Source organism: Isoptericola nanjingensis (genome assembly GCF_050311635.1).
Classification (GTDB): Bacteria; Actinomycetota; Actinomycetes; order Actinomycetales; family Cellulomonadaceae; genus Isoptericola; species Isoptericola nanjingensis.
In genome coordinates this window covers 82186-99803 of record NZ_JBNOZL010000005.1, presented here as the reverse complement: position 1 = coordinate 99803, position 17618 = coordinate 82186, and the positions used below count along the sequence as shown (strand labels likewise).

17 protein-coding genes are annotated in these 17618 nt (G+C 72.5%); 6 read left to right on the top strand and 11 right to left on the bottom strand.

Annotated features, from left to right (window positions below; genetic code table 11):
- Positions 1 to 35: 35 nt before the first annotated feature.
- The 9 genes from ACQP6G_RS11095 to ACQP6G_RS11055 all read right to left on the bottom strand — a co-directional run bounded on the left by ACQP6G_RS11095 (position 36) and on the right by ACQP6G_RS11055 (position 9264).
- Positions 36 to 962, bottom strand: a complete 927-nt coding sequence (locus ACQP6G_RS11095; protein ID WP_429764383.1) for a carbohydrate ABC transporter permease — start codon at positions 960 to 962, stop codon at positions 36 to 38.
- Positions 959 to 1477, bottom strand: coding sequence for a hypothetical protein (locus ACQP6G_RS11090; protein ID WP_429764382.1), 519 nt, complete (start codon positions 1475 to 1477; stop codon positions 959 to 961). Before ACQP6G_RS11090 ends, ACQP6G_RS11095 begins: the two co-directional genes overlap by 4 nt.
- Before the next feature lie 7 nt (positions 1478 to 1484).
- Positions 1485 to 2993: an extracellular solute-binding protein gene (locus ACQP6G_RS11085; protein WP_429764381.1), complete on the bottom strand. Its 1509-nt coding sequence runs from the start codon at positions 2991 to 2993 to the stop codon at positions 1485 to 1487.
- On the bottom strand, positions 2990 to 4333 hold the full coding sequence (locus ACQP6G_RS11080) for a glycoside hydrolase family 28 protein (protein WP_429764380.1): 1344 nt from the start codon (positions 4331 to 4333) through the stop codon (positions 2990 to 2992). Before ACQP6G_RS11080 ends, ACQP6G_RS11085 begins: the two co-directional genes overlap by 4 nt.
- Before the next feature lie 84 nt (positions 4334 to 4417).
- Entirely contained in the window at positions 4418 to 5929 is a 1512-nt protein-coding gene (locus ACQP6G_RS11075) for an extracellular solute-binding protein (RefSeq protein WP_429764379.1), read from the bottom strand.
- A gap of 14 nt (positions 5930 to 5943) precedes the next feature.
- Positions 5944 to 6618 carry a YesL family protein gene (locus tag ACQP6G_RS11070; RefSeq protein ID WP_429764378.1) on the bottom strand — a complete coding sequence of 225 codons (675 nt, stop codon included), beginning with the start codon at positions 6616 to 6618 and terminating at the stop codon, positions 5944 to 5946.
- On the bottom strand, positions 6618 to 7601 hold the full coding sequence (locus ACQP6G_RS11065; protein ID WP_429764377.1) for an ABC transporter permease: 984 nt from the start codon (positions 7599 to 7601) through the stop codon (positions 6618 to 6620). The genes ACQP6G_RS11070 and ACQP6G_RS11065 overlap by 1 nt, the downstream gene beginning before the upstream one ends.
- A 327-nt stretch (positions 7602 to 7928) precedes the next feature.
- Positions 7929 to 8447 (bottom strand): dihydrofolate reductase, encoded by a 519-nt coding sequence (locus ACQP6G_RS11060; RefSeq protein WP_429764376.1) that lies wholly within the window; start codon positions 8445 to 8447, stop codon positions 7929 to 7931.
- Positions 8448 to 8460: 13 nt separating this feature from the next.
- Positions 8461 to 9264, bottom strand: a complete 804-nt coding sequence (locus ACQP6G_RS11055; protein ID WP_429764375.1) for a thymidylate synthase — start codon at positions 9262 to 9264, stop codon at positions 8461 to 8463.
- A gap of 238 nt (positions 9265 to 9502) precedes the next feature.
- Between ACQP6G_RS11055 and ACQP6G_RS11050 the strand changes: the two genes are divergently transcribed.
- Positions 9503 to 10885: an NAD(P)/FAD-dependent oxidoreductase gene (locus ACQP6G_RS11050; RefSeq protein ID WP_429764374.1), complete on the top strand. Its 1383-nt coding sequence runs from the start codon at positions 9503 to 9505 to the stop codon at positions 10883 to 10885.
- Here ACQP6G_RS11050 and sigJ read toward each other — a convergent pair.
- Positions 10867 to 11784, bottom strand: a complete 918-nt coding sequence (gene sigJ, locus ACQP6G_RS11045; protein ID WP_429764373.1) for an RNA polymerase sigma factor SigJ — start codon at positions 11782 to 11784, stop codon at positions 10867 to 10869. The genes ACQP6G_RS11050 and sigJ overlap by 19 nt on opposite strands.
- A 10-nt stretch (positions 11785 to 11794) precedes the next feature.
- A complete protein-coding gene (locus ACQP6G_RS11040; RefSeq protein WP_429764372.1) occupies positions 11795 to 12541 on the bottom strand; it encodes an SDR family oxidoreductase in 747 nt (248 codons plus the stop codon).
- Between the two features lie 205 nt (positions 12542 to 12746).
- On the opposite strand from ACQP6G_RS11040, the gene ACQP6G_RS11035 reads away from it, so the two are divergent.
- From ACQP6G_RS11035 to ACQP6G_RS11015, 5 genes are all read left to right on the top strand, one after another.
- Positions 12747 to 13238, top strand: coding sequence for an OsmC family protein (locus ACQP6G_RS11035; RefSeq protein ID WP_429764371.1), 492 nt, complete (start codon positions 12747 to 12749; stop codon positions 13236 to 13238).
- The gene (locus ACQP6G_RS11030) at positions 13235 to 14158 is read left to right on the top strand and encodes a hypothetical protein (RefSeq protein ID WP_429764370.1); all 924 of its coding nucleotides are present in this window, start codon (positions 13235 to 13237) and stop codon (positions 14156 to 14158) included. Before ACQP6G_RS11035 ends, ACQP6G_RS11030 begins: the two co-directional genes overlap by 4 nt.
- Positions 14155 to 14673: an SRPBCC family protein gene (locus ACQP6G_RS11025; RefSeq protein ID WP_429764369.1), complete on the top strand. Its 519-nt coding sequence runs from the start codon at positions 14155 to 14157 to the stop codon at positions 14671 to 14673. The genes ACQP6G_RS11030 and ACQP6G_RS11025 overlap by 4 nt, the downstream gene beginning before the upstream one ends.
- Positions 14674 to 14749: 76 nt before the next feature.
- The gene (locus ACQP6G_RS11020) at positions 14750 to 16057 is read left to right on the top strand and encodes an aspartate aminotransferase type Ic (protein WP_486606402.1); all 1308 of its coding nucleotides are present in this window, start codon (positions 14750 to 14752) and stop codon (positions 16055 to 16057) included.
- Between the two features lie 277 nt (positions 16058 to 16334).
- Complete coding sequence (locus tag ACQP6G_RS11015) at positions 16335 to 17534, top strand: hypothetical protein (protein ID WP_429764367.1); 1200 nt, start codon at positions 16335 to 16337, stop codon at positions 17532 to 17534.
- Positions 17535 to 17618 lie beyond the last annotated feature (84 nt).

The following is a 17618-nucleotide window of genomic DNA, read 5'->3' as shown; positions in this document are numbered from 1 at the left end:
ACAGCGCCGAACAAGCGCCCACCACGATCCCCGGGTCAGCCCTTGACCGAGCCGATCAGCGCGCCCTTGACGAAGAACCGCTGGATGAACGGGTACACCAGCAGCATCGGCAGCGTCGCCACGAAGATCACGGCCATCTTCACCGACTGCGCGGGCGGGACGACGTCGACGGCGCTCTCGTCGGCGTTCATGCCGGACGCGACGATGACGATCTGACGCAGCAGCACCTGGATGGGCCACTTCTCCGAGTCGTTGATGTAGAGGATGGCCGCCTGGTACGTGTTCCAGTAGTACACGGCGTAGAAGAGGCCGATGGTCGCGATCGACGCCAGGGACAGCGGCAGCACGATCCGCAGGAACACCCCGAGGTCCGAGCAGCCGTCGATGCGCGCGGCCTCCTCCAGGCTGTCCGGGATGCCCTGGAAGAAGCTGCGCATGATGACGAAGTTGAACGCGTTGATCAGCACCGGGAGGATCAGCGACCACAGCGAGTCGATGAGCCCCAGCTTCTGCACCACGATGAACGTGGGGATCATGCCGCCGCTGAACAGCATCGTGAACACGACGAGGAAGTTGATCACCCGCCGGCCCTTGAGGTAGCGCTTGGACAGCGCGTACGCCATGAGCGCCGTGACCAGCAGGCTGAGGAAGGTCCCGCCCACGGTGACGATGACGGAGACCCCCATCGCCTGGAAGATCGTCGACGTCGACAGGATGTACCGGTACGCGTCGAGCGTGAACGTGTGCGGGATCAGGATGAACGGCCGGGTCGCGATCTCGCCCGGGGTGGCGAGCGAGCTGCCCAGCACGTTGAGGAACGGGATCAGGCACAGCAGCGCGAAGCCCGTGAGGACGACCACGTTGACGACCTGGAAGACGCGCACCCCGACCGAGGGCTTGCGGGTCCGGCCCGTGGGGCGGAGGGGCCGTGCGGCGGGCGCTGCCGCGGCGATCTTGCTCATCTGGAACTCCCGGTTCGGGGCTGGTCGGAATGCTGGTCGGTCGTGCGCAGGGCGAAGAGCCCTGCGGTGACGAAGAACCCGAAGGCGATCGGGTACAGCAGGAGCTGGCTGCCGAGGAGGCAGGCGAGCCCGGCGGCGAGGAACCACCACCCGGTCGTGCGTCGGGCGGGGCGGCGGCGCGCGAGCGCGAAGCCGACGACGGTGAGCCCGAGCACCACCGGCACGGTGAGGCTGAACCACGCCGCGAGCGTGCGCGTGGCCTCGTAGGCGGCGTCGACCGGGACGCCCGCCGCGCCGGCGACCCCGCCGTCGGCGAGCAACGGGTAGAGCGTGTCGGCGAACGTCGCCTCGTCGACGCCGTTCACCACGAGGGTGAACGCGCCGAGGGAGAGCGTCGTCAAGGCCGCCGCCACCCCGGCCACCCAGAGCTCGACGGTGCGCCGGACGACGACCGCCGGACCGGCGGGCTCGGGCGCGGCGTCGCCGGCGGCGCGGCGGGCGGGCGTGTCGGTCATGGCCATGTCAGCCGTTCACCTCGGCGTAGGCGGCCGTGAGCTCCTGCTCGATGTCGCCCAGACCCTGCCCGCGGAGCTTCTCGATGGCGGCCTCGTAGTCCGCCATCTCGATCTGGCCCACGACGTACTTGTTGTAGGCGTCCTTGGCCGCGTCGTGGACCGTGGTCCACTGCCGGTCGTAGGCCTCGGAGGACAGCGACTGCGTCGGGTTGACGACGGCGTACTGCTCGTTCTCGAGCATCTTCTCGTTGCCCTCGTCGACGTACGGCTCGGTGCTCTTGTAGGTCACGACCTTCTCGGACAGCCGCGACGACGAGTAGGGCTGGACCTCCTGCTCCCAGGCGGTCTGGTCCTCGATCGTCACCACGCCGTCGGCGTCCTGCGAGTAGTGCGTGCCCTCGACGCCGTTGGTCATGAGGCCGAACGCCTCTTCGTCCAGCAGCTTGTCGGCGAACCCGAGCACCCGCTGGAGCTCGGCCTCGTCCTTCACCTCCGACTTCGGGAAGGACAGCCAGCCGCCGAGCCCGCCGGCCGTGTCGGTGAGGATCCTGCGTGGCACGTCGCCCGAGGTCATGTCGTTGACCAGCGCCCACGTCATGGGCGTCTCGGGGTCCGCGTCCTGCGCGAGCGCGAGGTAGCCCTTGGCCTCGAACAGGCCCGTGACCACGATGCCGCCCTTGCCGCGCGCGATGGCGTCCTGCTGGTTCGTCTTCTGCATCGTCACGAACTCCTGGTTGACCGCGCCCTGCTCGTACACGCCGCGGTACCACTCCATCGCCTGCTTGAAGGCGTCGCCGTCGAGCGTCGAGCGCACCTGGCCGGCGTCGTCCACCTCGAAGTCGTCGCCGGCGCCGAAGTACCCCGACAGGGACCGGAAGCCCAGGTCGAAGCTCTCCTCGCGGTCGATGAACCCGGTGGTGTCGTCCTTGCCGTTGCCGTCCGGGTCGTCCTTCGTGAACGCGACGGCGACCTTCTCCAGGTCCTCGATCGTGTGCGGCACCTCCAGGCCCAGGTGGTCCAGCCAGTCCTGGCGGACCACCACGCCGTAGCGCGCCTTGATCTTCTGGAACGGCACCCCGTAGAGCTTGCCGTCCAGGCGGGCCGCGTCCAGCGTCTGCGGGTCGATCTCGGCGAGGTTCGGGAAGTCCTTCAGGTAGGGCTCCACGTCCCAGAACATCCCCGACGTCAGCGACTGCCGCACGGTCGAGCTGTCGACCGGCGCCATCGACACCATGTCGGCGAGCGCGCCCGACGAGAGCGCCGCGTTGAGCTTCTCGGCCGACGACGCCGCCGGCACCCACTGGACCTTGAAGTCCTCGCCGGTGTGCTCCTCCAGCGCGGTCTGGATCGGGCCGTCCTCGTCCGGCGTCACGGGCGTGTGCAGCGTCGCCATCCACGTGATGGGGCCGCCCGCCGCACCGTCGTCGTCGCCGGACCCGTCGCTGCCGCACGCGGTCAGGGCGAGCGCGGCCACCGCGGCCGCGGCCGCACCCTTGGCGAACAGGTTCTTCCTCATGCGAGGTGCTCCTCTCGTGTCGCCTGCTCCGTCGCAGGCGTGCTCGACGCGCGGGAGACGCCGGTGTCGTCCCGCTCGATCCGGCCGGTCACGTCGGTGAGCCGCAGCGTGGGGCTCGCCTCGGCCGTCACCTCGGGGCCGACCGCCCCGACCACCCGCACCCGGGTGAAGGCGGAGTCGGCCACGTACCCGACACGGATGCCCGCGCGCGCCACCGCCTCGACCCCCGCCGCCATCGCGGGGACGCCCGGCACCGCGTCCTCGGCGAACGAGATCGCCACGTCGTCGAGGGTGATCTCGCTGAGCGGCGCCTCGGGCAGGCCGTACAGGTGCGCCGCCGCGGCATGCACCCCGCGGGCGGTCACGTGGGCCAGGTGGATCCGCCGGAACGCGGGCGTCCGGTCGTCCACCGGGTGCGGCGACCGGTCGCCGACCCACGGCTCCTTGCCGTCGGGTCCGCAGAAGTAGAAGGGGTTGATCACGAACGGGCACAGCACCCCGTCCATGATCACGTTCGCCACGCGCACGTCCTCGACGACGCCGCCACGCCCGCGGCGCGACTTCAGCCGGATCCCGCGGTCGGTGCCGGAGAACACGCAGCCGGTGATGACGACGTTGCGGATGCCGCCGCTCATCTCGCTGCCGAGCACCACGCCGCCGTGGCCGTGCACCATCGTGCAGCCGGTGATCGTGATGTTCTCGCACGGCACGCGCTCGGCGGTGCGCTCGGTGCCCGCCTTGATCGCGATGCAGTCGTCGCCGACGTCGATGTGGCAGTCGCTGATCCGCACGTTCCGGCACGACTCCGGGTTGATGCCGTCCGTGTTGGGCGAGTCGGCGGGGTTGTGGATCCGCACGCCGGACACGCTCACGTCCTCGCACAGCAGCGGGTGGACGGTCCAGGCGGGAGAGTTCGTGAGGGTGACGTCGCGGATCGTCACCCGGGTGCACTCGTGGATCCCGACGAGCGTGGGCCGGGGGTGCACGAGGGACTCCCGGTCGTGGCGGAACGTGTCCCACCAGGCCGCGCCGCCGCCGTCGATCGTGCCGCGGCCGGTGATCGCGACGTCGGTCTCGCCGTGCGCGTAGACGCACGGCTGGTGGATGGTGGAGCTGGCGCCCTCCCAGCGGGCCTCGACCGGCGGGTAGAGCGCGGGATCGGGCACGAACTCGAGCCGCGCGCCCGCCTCGAGGTGCAGCTCGACGTGCGAGCGCAGGCGCAGGGCTCCCGTGCGGTGGGTTCCGGCGGGCACCACCACGGTGCCGCCGCCCGACGCCGCGGCGTCGTCGATCGCGGCCTGCAGGGTCGTCGTCGCGAGGGTCTCGTCGAGGGTGTGCACGTGTGGCCTCTCGGTGGTGCCTGGTGCGGCGGGCGGGCGTCCGGCCTTCTCGGGGCCGGACGCCCGCTCACCGACTCGGGAAGGTCAGCCGTTCACCTTGGCGTAGGCCGCGGTGAACTCCGCCTCGATGTCGTCCAGGCCCTGGCCGCGCAGGTCCTCGACGACCGCCTCGTAGTCGGCCATCTCGATCTGGCCCGTGAGGTAGCGGTTGTAGGCGTCCATCGCCTTGTCCTCGATCGTCGACCACTGCCGGTCGAAGGTCTCCGAGCTCAGCGACTGCGTCGGGTTGATGACGGCGTCCGGCTCCTGCGCGGCCATCTTCTCGTTGGCCTCGTCCACGTAGGGCTTCGTGCTCTTGTAGGTGACGATCTTCTCCGAGGGGCGCGACGACGAGTACGGCTGCACCTCCTGCTCCCAGGCGGTCTGGTCCTCGATCGTCACCACGCCGTCGGCGTCCTGCGAGTAGTGCGTGCCCTCGACACCGTTGGTCATGAGGCCGAACGGCTCCTCGTCCATGAGCTTGTCGAGGAAGCCCAGCACCTTCTTGACCTCGGCCTCGTCCTTCACCTCGGACTTCGGCAGGGCGAGCCAGCCGCCCATGCCGCCGCCGGTGTCGGTGATGATGTGGTGCGGCTGGCCGTCGAGCGTCATGTCGTTGACGAGCGCCCACTTCATGGGCGTCTTCGGGTCGGCGCTCTGCGCGAGGTCCACGTAGTTCTTCGCCTCGAACAGACCCGTGACCACGATGCCACCCTTGCCGCGGGCGATCGCGTCCTGCTGGTTCTGCTTCTGGACCGTGACGAACTCCTGGTTCACCGCGCCCTGCTCGTACACGCCGCGGTACCACTCCATCGCCTGCTTGAACTCGTCGCTGGCGAACGCGGCGTGCACCTGGCCCGAGTCGTCGACGGAGAACTTGTCGCCCGCGCCGAAGTACCCGGTCAGCGAGCGGAAGCCGACGAGGAAGCTCTCCTCGCGGTCGATGAACCCGGTGGTGTCGTCCTTGCCGTTGCCGTCCGGGTCGTCCTTGGTGAACGCGACGGCGACCTTCTCCAGGTCCTCGATCGTGTGCGGCGTCTCCAGGCCCAGGTGGTCCAGCCAGTCCTGGCGGACGACGACCCCGTAGCGCGTCTTGATCTTCTGGAACGGGACCCCGTAGAGCTTGCCGTCCAGTTTGGCGGCCTCGAGGGTGTCGGGGTCGATCTTCGCCAGGTTCGGGAAGTCCTTCAGGAAGGGCTCCACGTCCCAGAACTGCCCGGCCTTGAGCGCCTGACGCACGGTCGTGCTGTCGGTGACCGTCAGCGACACGATGTCGGCGAGCTGGCCGGACGCGAGGGCGGAGTTGATCTTCTCCTCCTTCGACGCGTCCGGGACCCACTGCATCTTGAACTCCTGGCCGGTGTACTCCTCCAGGGCCGTCTGGATCGGGCCGTCCGCGTCCGGCGTCACGGGGGTGTGCAGCATCGACATCCAGGTGATCGGGCTGTCGTCGGCCTTGCCGTCGTCGTCGCCCGAACCGTTGCTGCCGCAAGCGGTGAGCGCGAGCGCGGCCACCGCGGCCGCGGCCGCTCCCTTGGCGAACAGGGTCTTGCGCATGGGTACTGCTCCTCTCATGACACCTGCTCCGTCGCAGGCGAGATCATCGGGTGGTGCAAGGAACGGTGGGTGGAGCCCGGGACCTCCGGGGACTCCTCCAGGGGGCGGAAGACGATGCGGGTGACCAGTCCGACGACGAACGCCGGGAGCCCGGCCCCGAAGAGCAGGAGCAGCGGCGTGGCGTACGTCCACAGCAGCCACCAGGCCGCGCCGACGGCGGCCGCGCCGATGATCGTCCAGTGCAGCGAGCCGAAGCCGATGAGCAGCGCTGCGGCGAACCGGCGCCGCGTGGTGGCGATGTCGGTGGCGGCCATGACGGGGAAGACGTAGGCGGTGGCGACACCGAGCACGACGAGCGCCAGCACGTTGACCGCCTGGAGGATCCACGTCGGGGCGAGGAAGACGTTGGTGACGATCACGCCGCCCGCACCGAGGACGACCGCACCGGCGAGCATCGCCTCGCCTGTCCGCTCGCGGACGTCGGCCACGAACGTGCGGGCGAGCGGGGGCGTCTCGCCGTGCCGCAGCCAGCGGTCCACGGACTTCGCCGTCGCGTACGACGCCGGGCCGAACCCGAGCAGGCCGAGCCCGAGGATCGTCGTCGCCAGCCACAGCACGCTCAGGGCCGCGACCCGGAAGATGCCGCGACAGATCGCGTCGATCCGCACGAAGCCCTCGAAGGAGAACATCAGTAGACGCCCTCCTCGCCGAACCGCTTGGCGAGGCGGTTGGCGAAGACCACGAGGACGAGGCCGACGAGCCCCTTGAACAGGCCGACGGCGGCCGCGTAGCTGAGCTGCCCGTTCTCGATACCCGCCGTGTACACGTAGGTGTCGAAGATGTCGGCGACGTCGCGGTTCAGGGAGTTCATCACGAGGAACATGTGCTCGAAGCCGAGCTCCAGGAAGTCGCCGATGGCGAGGATGAACATCACGATGATGGTGGGCCGGATGGCCGGCAGCGTGATGTGCCAGGCCTGGCGCATCCGGCCCGCGCCGTCGAGCTCGGACGCCTCGTAGAGCTGGACGTCGACCGCGGTCATCGCGGCGAGATAGACGATGGTGCCCCAGCCGGCGCCCTTCCAGATCTCCTGGAAGATGTACATCGGCCGGAGCCAGTCGGGATCGGTGAGGAACGGGACCGGGTCGAAGCCCCACGAGACCAGCAGGTTGTTGACGGACCCGCCGTCGGTCGTGAGCAGCACGTAGAAGATCGAGACGACGATCACCCACGACAGGAAGTGCGGCAGGTAGACGACCGACTGGATGCTGCGCTGGAACCACTTCGTGCGGACCTCGTTGAGCAGCAGCGCCAGGATGACCGGCACCGGGAACGCGAAGATCAGCATCCCCAGCGAGATCATCAGGGTGTTGCGCAGCAGGACGTAGAACGTGTCCTCGGAGAAGAAGCGCACGAAGTGGTCGAAGCCGACCCACGGGCTGCCGCCGATGCCGAGGAACGGCAGGTAGTCCTGGAAGGCGATGACGAGCCCGCCCATGGGCGCGTACTTGAAGAGGATGAAGTACAGGATCCCCGGCACTGCCATGAGGTAGAGCGCCTTGTGCTTCCACAGCGCCGGCACGCGCTTGCGGCGCGGGCGCGCGGGCACGCCGCCACCGGACGTCGTCGGCGTCGTCGGAGCCGCGGTCTTCGCGGCGGTGACCGCGCTCATCGCGCGGTCCCCTCGATCATCACAACCACCATTGGCGTGCCCCTCTGCTCGTCCTCGAGCTGTCCGCGCTCCTGGTGAAACGCGCCGGTAACCGGTTTCTCGGAAAGGTACCGGACAGGTCCCGGAATCGGCAAGCGCCTTCCACCGATCGGTGTCGAGATCGTGATCTGGCGCTCGCCGTGGAAGCACGAGACCGCCGGGTGGCCCCGTCTCGGCGAGGTAGCGGGCCCCGCGCCGAGGTAGTACCGGTCGCGGCGAGGGAGTACCCGGTCACGACGAGGTGGAACCGGGGCACCGGGAACGGGTACTACCTCGGCACGGCTCGAACTACCTCGCAGGGACGGGCGTGTAGGTGCGCACGCGATGGCGCAGGGCGCCCGGGCCGGACGACGTCGCCCACGCGCCGTCGTCGGCGATCTCCCAGGTCAGCGCATCGACGACGGGGGCGAACGCGTCGCCCTCGACCGCCAGGTCGATCTCGGTGACGACGAGCCGGTCGGCGAGCGCCAGGGTCGCGGCGTAGACCTCGCCGCCGCCCATCACCCAGACCTCGTCCCCGCCGGGGGCCGCGGCGGCGAGCGCCAGGGCCTCGTCGATCGACGCGGCGGTGACCGCGCCCTCGTCGGACCAGCCGGGCCGCCGCGTCACGACGACGTTGGTGCGCCCCGGCAGCGGGCGGCGCGGCAGCGACTCCCACGTGCGGCGCCCCATGACGACGGGGTGCCCCGCCGTCGTCATCTTGAAGTGCGCGAAGTCCTCCGGCACGCGCCAGGGGATCTCGCCCGCGGCGCCGATGACGGGCCGGCCCGCGGCGTCGTGCGCCTGGGCCCAGATCAGACCGATCACGTCGTCGCCGGGGTCAGACGGCGACCGGGGCCTTGATGCCCGGGTGGTGCTGGTAGCCGAGCACCTCGATGTCCTCGTACGCGTAGTCGAAGATCGAGTCGCGCGGTGCGAGGCGGAGCGTCGGGTAGGGGTACGGGTCGCGCTCCAGCTGGGTGCGGACCTGCTCGACGTGGTTGTCGTAGACGTGGCAGTCGCCGCCCGTCCAGACGAACTCCCCCACCTCGAGGCCGGTCTGCGCGGCCACCATGTGCGTGAGCAGCGCGTACGAGGCGATGTTGAACGGCACGCCGAGGAACAGGTCGGCGGAGCGCTGGTAGAGCTGGCAGCTCAGCTTCCCGTCCGCCACGTAGAACTGGAACAGCAGGTGGCAGGGCGGCAGCGCCATGTCCGCGAGCTCCGCCACGTTCCACGCGCTCACGATGAGGCGGCGCGAGTCCGGGTCGACCTTGATCTGGTCGATCACGCCCGCGATCTGGTCGACGTGCTGCCCGTCCGGCGTCGGCCACGACCGCCACTGCACGCCGTACACCGGGCCCAGCTCGCCCTCCGGCGACGCCCACTCGTCCCAGATCGTCACGCCGTGCTCCTGCAGCCACCGCACGTTGGAGTCGCCGCGCAGGAACCAGAGCAGCTCGTACGCGATCGACTTGAGGTGCACCCGCTTGGTCGTGATCAGCGGGAACCCCTGCTGCAGGTCGTAGCGGAGCTGCCGCCCGAACACGCTGCGCGTGCCCGTCCCCGTGCGGTCCTCCTTGTGCGTGCCGTGCTCCAGCACGTCGCGCAGGAGGTCCTCGTAGGGGGTGGGGATCGCAGCCATGCGGCAACCCTACGACCCTCGCGACACCGCCGGCGGCGCCGCGACGGCGCGTCGCTGCGGAGCCCGGACCGACCTTCACGGCGGCAGTTCTGTCTCGGGTCGGCAGTTCGAGCTGCCGAACTGAGCCCGAAGTGCCGCGCCGACGTCTCGGACGTCACACCCCGCGGCAGTCACGGAGGAGGGCGCTGCGCGGTCGACGTGGTGAGAGCGCCCGACGGGCGCGGCACAGGAGGCAGTGATGCGACGCATCGTGATCGTCGGTGGCGGCTACGCGGGCTTCACGACGGCCCGGGAGCTGGAGAAGGGCCTGCGGCGGGAGCTGCGGCGCGGGGAGGTGGAGCTGGTGCTCGTCGACCCACGCCCGTACATGACGTACCAGCCGTTCCTGCCGGAGGTGGTGGCCGGGTCCGTCGAGGCGCGGCACGCGGCGGTGGCCCACCGCAGACACCTGCGCCGCACGCGGCTGGTCGACGGGTCGGTGGTGCGCGTGGAGCACGCGGACCGGGTCGTGGTCGTGCGGCCGCGCTCGGGAGAGACGTACCGCCTGCCCTACGACACGGTCATGGTGACGGCGGGCGCGGTGACGCGCGTCTTCCCCGTCCCGGGCGTCGCGGAGCACGCCATCGGGATGAAGCACGTCGAGGAGGCGGTCGCCATCCGCGACCGGCTGCTGACGTCGTTCGACCGGGCGGCGAGCCTGCCGCGCGGCCCGGAGCGGGAGCGGCTGCTCACCGTGACGTTCGTCGGCGGCGGGTTCTCCGGCGTCGAGGGCTTCGGCGAGCTGCTGTCGCTCGCGCACGACCTGCTCCCCCGGTACCCGGAGATCGACGCCACCGAGCTGCGGTTCCACCTCGTGGAGCTCAGCGACCGCATCCTGCCGGAGGTGACGGACCGCCCGGGCCGGTGGGTCGTGGAGCAGCTCGAGCGCCGCGGCGGGCGCGTGCACCTCGGCACGGGCCTGGAGTCCGCGGTCGACGGGGTCGTCCGCCTCTCGACCGGCGAGGAGTTCGCGTCCGGGCTGCTGGTGTGGACGGCGGGCAACGCCGCGAACCCGGTGGTCGCGACGCACACCGACCTGCCGGTGGACCGCCGCGGGTACGTCGTCGTGCGGCCCGACCTGCGGGTCGGCACGGACGACGAGCCCGTCGACGACGCGTGGGCCGCGGGCGACGGCGCCGCCGTGCCCGACCTGGCCGTCGCGCGGCCCGGCGCGCTCGCCGTGCCCAACGCGCAGCACGCCGTCCGGCAGGGCCGGCGTCTGGCGCGCAACCTGGTCGCGAGCCTGCACGGTCGCCCCACGCGCCCGTACGTGCACGGCAGCCTCGGCGTCATCGCCACGCTGGGGCTGGGGTCGGGCATCTTCCAGTCCCGCGGGATCGTGGTGCGCGGCCGGCTCGCGTGGCTCGTCCACCGCGGCTACCACCTGCTCGCCGTCCCGACGTGGGAGCGCAAGGCCCGCGTGCTCGCGGTCTGGCTCACCGCCGCGGCCTTCGGGCGCGACGTCGTCTCCCTCGCGTCGGTGCAGACGCCCCGCGCCGCGTTCGCCGCGGCCACCACGCCCGACGACGCGCCCGACGACGTGAGAGCCGCGCAGGACGACGCTCAGGAGGCCGTGGCGTAGCCCGCCAGCTTGTCGGGGTTGACCTGGACGTACACGTGCTCGACCCGCCCGTCGACGACGTCGAGCGCCAGGAGCGCGAACGGCGCGCCGTCCAGGTCGACCACGACGGCGGGCAGGCCGTTCGCCTCGACGGCGCGCACCGTGCCGGCGTCCCAGAACTTGCGCCACACGTTGTCGAGGAAGAGCGACACCCGCGCGAGGCCGACCAGCTCGACGCGCGACGCGTGCACCCGCCCGCCGCCGTCGGGCCGCGCGACGACGTCGTCGGCCAGGTAGCGCTCGAAACGCGCGAGGTCGCCCTCGTGCGCGGCGGCCACGAGCTCGTCGAGCAGGCGCCGGTGCTCGCCGGGGTCGACGGGCACCGCCTCGCGCGTGCCGAGCCGGTCGCGCGACCGCCGGGCGAGCTGGCGTGCGTTCGCCTCGGTGAGGTCGAGGATCTCCGCGATCCGCCCGTACGGGTAGCCGAACGCCTCCCGCAGCACGTACACGGCGCGTTCCACCGGCGTGAGCCGCTCCATGAGCAGCAGGGTCGCGAGCTCGAGGGCCTCGGCACGCTCCGCTCCCAGCGCGGGGTCGTCGGAGGTGTCGACCGGCTCGGGGAGCCACGGCCCGACGTACGTCTCGCGACGGGCGCGCGCCGACGTCGCCGCGTTGATCGCGAGCCGCGTCGTCACGGTCGTGAGGAAGGCCGCCGGGTTCCGGACCTGGTCGCGGTCCGTGCCCTGCCAGCGGAGCCAGGCGTCCTGCACGACGTCCTCCGCCTCGGCGACGCCCCCGAGCATCCGGTAGGCGATGCCGAACAGCTGCGGCCGGACGGCGAGGAACGCGTCGAGCGCCCCGGCGCCCTCGGTGTCGTCGAGGGGGCCGGGGCGCTCGGGCGCGTCGGGACGCGACGTCATGCGGCCAACGCTACGCCCGCGCCCCGGCGAAGTCCGCGTACGTCACGGCGCCGAGCCGGGCGTCGCCCTGCGGCACGATCGAGTCGTCCGCGAGCACGGCCCCGAAGTACGGCGCGGCCGGGTCTGCCACCACCTCGCGGGCGTCTCCCGACGCCCCGAGCGCGGCGGCGATGAACTCGTCGAACCGCACCCGCTCCGGGCCGGCGACGTCGAGCACGACGTCGCGCGGCTGCCCCGCGGCCGCCTCGGCCACGAACCGCGCCACGTCCGCCGACGCGATCGGCTGGAACCCGACGGGCGGGATGCGCACCACGCCGTCGACCGTGGCGCCGTCGGCGATCCGCGGCGCGAACTCGAAGAACTGCGTGGCGCGCACGACCGTCCACGGGACACCGCCGGAGCGGATCAGCTCCTCCTGCGCCACCTTGGCCCGCAGGTACCCGGAGTCCGGGTTGCGGTCGGCGCCCACGATCGACAGCGCCACGTGGTGCCGCACGCCCGCGCGCTTCTCGGCGTCGAGCAGCGTGCGCGTCGACGTCGTGAAGAAGCGCAGCACGTCGTCGTCCGCGAACGACGGCGAGTTCGACACGTCCACGACGACGTCGGCGCCCGCGAGCGCCGCGTCCACGCCCTCGCCGGTCAGGGTGTCCACGCCCGTGCTGGGCGCGGCGGCGACCGCGTCGTGCCCGGCCTCCGTGAGGTGTGCGATGACCTGCGTCCCGATGAGTCCCGTCCCACCGACGACCACGATCTTCATGAGCCTGTCCTCTCTGCGGTGCTGCTGAGGTGTCCCTGCGGCGGGCGGCCCGGTGGCCGCCCGACACCCTGTCGACCGGGGACCGCGGCGGTCCGTGACAGGCGCGGTCGTGTGACCCCGGCCACACCGGAATCGGACGGGCGGCCCGCACGTTCTCCTCGGGACGTCCCGGACTTCCCCGGACGAGCAGTGGGAGGATCACCTCATGACGGACCAGAGCACCGCGCCCGACACCGCAGCCCCCGTGACGCCGTCGCCCACCGACCCGCTGTGGGTGGAGCGCACCGGCAACCGCACCTACCGCGGGCACACCGCCCGCGGCGCCAGCGTGGAGATCGGCCCCGTGGAGGCGGGCGCCGTCTTCACGCCCGGCGAGCTGCTCAAGATCGCGCTGGCCGCGTGCGCGGGCATGAGCAGCGACACGAAGTTCGCCCGGGTGCTCGGCGAGGCGTACGAGGCCGTGATCCGGGTCGAGGACGCGAAGGACCTGGACGAGGACCGGTACCCGGTGCTCACCGAGCGCTTCGAGATCGACCTGTCGGCGCTCGACGAGGCCACGCGGAACAAGACCCTGCTGCTGGCGCAGCGCTCGATCGACCGGGCCTGCACCGTGGGCCGCACCCTCAAGGCGGGCGCCCTGGTGCCGCCGGCCGTCTTCGAGCAGCCGGCCGGCGACGCGGAGGAAGCCGCGTCGTGACCGGGCGCGGCAGGGGTGGCGAGAGCCCGACGCCGGGCGACGAGGTCGTGCGCGCGGACGTGCCGGGAGACGGGGCGGGCGACGAGGTCACCGAGGTCCGGGACCCGGCCGCGCGCGGCGAGGAGTGGGCCCGGTACCGGCCGACGCCGCTGCTCGACGCGCTGCTCGACAAGGCCGTGACGATCCCGTCCGCCGCGATCCACAAGCACGTGGACCGGCTGCGGGCACGAAACCCCGAGGCCGACCCGGCCGGGATCGTGCGGATCCTGGAGAAGGAGTACCTGACCCTGCTGACGACGGCGGGCGGCGCCGTGGGCGCGGCGGCCGCGGCGCCGTCGGTCGGGACGGCCGCGGCGACGGCGCTCACCACCGGCGACGTGGCCACGTTCTTCGGCGCGTCGGCGGCGTTCGCGCTCGCCGTCGCCGACGTGCACGGCATCGAGATCGACGACGTGCCGCGCCGTCGCGCGCTGCTCCTGGCGACCGTGCTGGGCGACCGGGGTGCGAAGGACGTCGAGAACGCGATCGGCGGCTCCTCCGTGGCGTGGGGCAAGGTGCTGCTCACGTCCATGCCGCAGACGACGATCAAGCGGGTCAACAAGACGCTCGCCCGCCAGTTCCTCAAGCGGCAGGTCGCCAAGCAGGGCTCGCTCGCGCTCGGTCGGCTGCTGCCGTTCGGCGTCGGGTTCGTCGTGGGCATCGCGGGCGGGCGCGCGCTCGGCCACGGCGTCGTCGCGCAGTCGCGGCGCGCGTTCGGCCCGCCGCCCGAGCACTTCCCCCGCGTCGTGGAGCTGGTGCTCGAGCCGGGCGACGACGTCCCGACGCTGCGCGCGCCGGACGCGCCCCGGCGCACGTCGCCGAGCCGGTGGCTGCCGCGCCGCAAGGGGCGCGGCCGCACGCCGGAGGACGACGGCTCGTGACGACGCCCGCCACGCCCCGCGCCCACCACGTCGAGGTGGCACGCGTCGTCCCGGTGGAGGCGTCCGTCGCGTTCGCCTGGGTGGCGGACCTGCGCACCCACCCGCGGTGGATGATCGCCACCAGGCTCGAGGGGACGGCCGGGCCCGGCCCCGAGGTCGGCGACCGCTACACGATGGCGAGCGGCCCGGGCGCGCGGCGCGACCCCGGCGCCGCCCTGGCACGCCTCGTGGTCATCGACCGGATGGTCGTGGAGCAGCTGGAACGCCCCTCCACCGCGGCGGCGCGCGTCGGCCGCACCCGGCTGCGCAAGCTCGGCCCGGTGCTGCTCGGCGAGGCGGGCTTCGACGTCGTCCCGATGGACGCCGGCCGCTGCCGCGTCGTGTGGTGGGAGGAGGCGTACCTCGCCGGCCCGCTCCCCCGCGCCGTCACCGCGCCGCTGGTCGGGATCGCCCTGCGGGGCTTCATGCGCCTCTCGCTGGGCCGGCTCGCGCGGGCGCTCGACCGCCGGCGCTGACCGGTCGCGGCGACCGGCGCCCCGCCGTCGTGGGACGCCCTGCCGCCGCCGACCCACGGCCGGTATGGTCCGTGGGGTGAGCACCGAGGGTTCCACCGCGCCGTCGTCCACCACCCCGACCGCCCAGGCCGCCGACCTCGCCGAGAGGCTCGGGGACCTGCGCCGCGAGTACGCGGACCTGCAGGCCCGCGGCCTGAGGCTCGACCTCACGCGGGGCAAGCCGTCCGCCGAGCAGCTCGACCTCGCCGAGGCGCTGCTGGCTCTGCCGGGCGAGGGCCACCACACGGCCGAGGACGGCACGGACACGCGCAACTACGGCGGGCTCGCCGGGCTGCCCGAGCTGCGCGCCATCTTCGCCGAGCTGCTCGGCGTGCCCGTCGACCAGCTCCTCGCGCAGGGGAACGCCTCGCTGACGCTGATGTACGACACGATCGTGCAGGCGCTGCTGTTCGGCGTGCCGGGCTCCGAGCGCCCCTGGTCGCGCGAGGAGCAGATCACGTTCGTCTGCCCCGTGCCCGGGTACGACCGGCACTTCGCGATCTGCGAGGAGCTGGGCATCCGCATGGTCACCGTGCCGATGACGCCCGACGGCCCCGACGCCGAGGCCGTCGCCGCGCTCGTCGCCGACGACCCGACGATCAAGGGCCTGTGGGTCGTGCCGACGTACGCCAACCCGGACGGCTCGGTCGTCTCGGAGGCCGTCGCCCGGCGCCTCGTGTCGATGCCCGCCGCCGCCCCCGACTTCCGCATCTTCTGGGACAACGCCTACGCGGTGCACCACCTCACGGAGCACGAGGCGAAGTCCGCGAACGCGATCGGCCTCGCCGCCGAGGCCGGCAACCCCGACCGCGTGCTCCTGTACGCGTCGACGTCGAAGATCTCCCTGGCGGGCTCCGGCGTCGCGTTCTTCGCGTCGTCGCCCGCCAACGTCGCCTGGTTCACGAAGCACCTGGGCATCCGCTCCATCGGCCCGGACAAGGTCAACCACCTGCGGCACGCGCAGTTCTTCGGCGACGCCGCCGGCGTGCGCGCCCACATGCGCAAGCACCGCGAGATCCTCGCGCCCAAGTTCCGCGCCGTGGTCGACATCCTCGACGCGCGGCTCGGCGACGCCGGCGTCGCCACCTGGACCCGGCCCGACGGCGGCTACTTCGTCTCCGTCGACGTCGTCCCGGGCACCGCGGCGCGCGTGGTGCAGCTCGCCAAGGAGGCCGGCATCGCGCTCACCCCGGCCGGCGCCACCTTCCCGTACCACCAGGACCCGAACGACCGGAACCTGCGCCTCGCGCCGACCATGCCGCCGCTGGACGAGGTGCGCGTCGCGATGGACGGCGTCGCCACCTGCATCCTGCTCGCCGCGGCGGAGGCCGCCGCCGCGTCCTGACGGTCACCCACCCGGAGTGTTGTGAGCGGACGATTGGCCCTGTCGTGAGGCCATGACGGGGCCAATCGTCCGCTCACAACACTCCGGGCCTGCGGGATCACAGGATCTTCGCGCTTCCTCTCGGGGCGGGTCACGACGGCCCGCTGCGACCTGCACACGCCCGGCCTAGGCTGCTGGGGACGCCCGCGGCAGACGCCGAAGCCCGCGGCGCGCGGCCTTCGTGCCGGCGGGTGCGGCGGGCGTCGGACAGACGACCCCGACCTGGACCCGACGCTCCGTGACCTCCTCCCCCCGCAACTCCGCCCCGGGCGCCCCCGTCGACGACCCGCACGACGACGCGAAGGACGCCCCCGCCAAGACCCGGCTCTCGCTCACCCAGGTGGTGGCGAGCGCCCTCGCCGCGGTCAGCGCCACGGTGCTGATGTCCTTCTTCGGCGTCGCCGGGACGATCATCGGCGCCGGCCTCGCGAGCGTCATCACGGTCATCGGCAACTTCCTCTACACGCGCTCGATCGAGAAGACGCACGAGCAGCTCAAGCCCGTCGTCACCAAGGTGGTGGCGCGCACCGGCCCCAGCGCCGGGCGCTCGCGCACCGCCGCGATCCGCGTCAGCGGCACCGCCACGACGGCGCGCGGCACGGTGGTCAGCACGTCGGACGCCGCGGACACCCTGGCCGACGGCACCGTCGCCGGGGCGCAGCCGCTCGACGCCACCGCGCCGCTCGACTCGACGCAGGTGCTCGGGGAGACCCGGCCCCTCGGCCCGGTCGGCGCGGTCGGCACCGAGCTCGCGGCCGACGACGGCGCGGGGCCCGACGGCGGGACGGCCGCCGGCGACGACGCGCCCGAGGGCGAGGAGACGGAGCCGCGCAACGCCTGGCTGCGCTTCGTGGAGAAGCACGGCACGAAGAAGGTGCTGGCCCTGTCGGCGGCGGCCCTGTTCGTCGTCGTCATGGGCGTGGTGCTGGTCGTCGAGCTCGTCATCGGCAAGCCGCTGTCCGACGCCGTGCGCGGTCAGGAGGGGTCCGGCACCAGCATCAGCCGCACCTCGAACGGCTCCGACGACTCGACCACCGTGCCCACCCCGACGAGCCCCGCCGAGGACCCGACGAACGTGCCCGAGGACGACTCCGGCACGGGCACCGGCGACCAGGGGTCCGACGAGTCCACCACCGGCACCACCGACGGGACCACGGACCAGCCGACCGACGAGCCGACCGACGGCACCAACGGCGGGACCACGGACCAGCCGACCGACGAGCCGACGGACGGCACCGAGACCGACACCCCGACCGACGAGCCCACGGGCGGCACCGACACCGACGAGCCGGCGGAGGGCGCCGGTGACGGGTCCGACTCGTCGGACGGCAGCACGGACACCGGCACGGACACCGGCGCCGGCACGGGGACCGGGGGTACCGTCCCCGACGCCGAGCAGGACCCCGCCGCGACGCCGACCCCCACCCCGGCGTCCTGACACGGGCCCCGAGACGCCGAACAGGCGGTTGCTCCCGTCCTGACGCGCCGTGACGCGCGAGAACGGGAGCGACCGCCTGTTCGG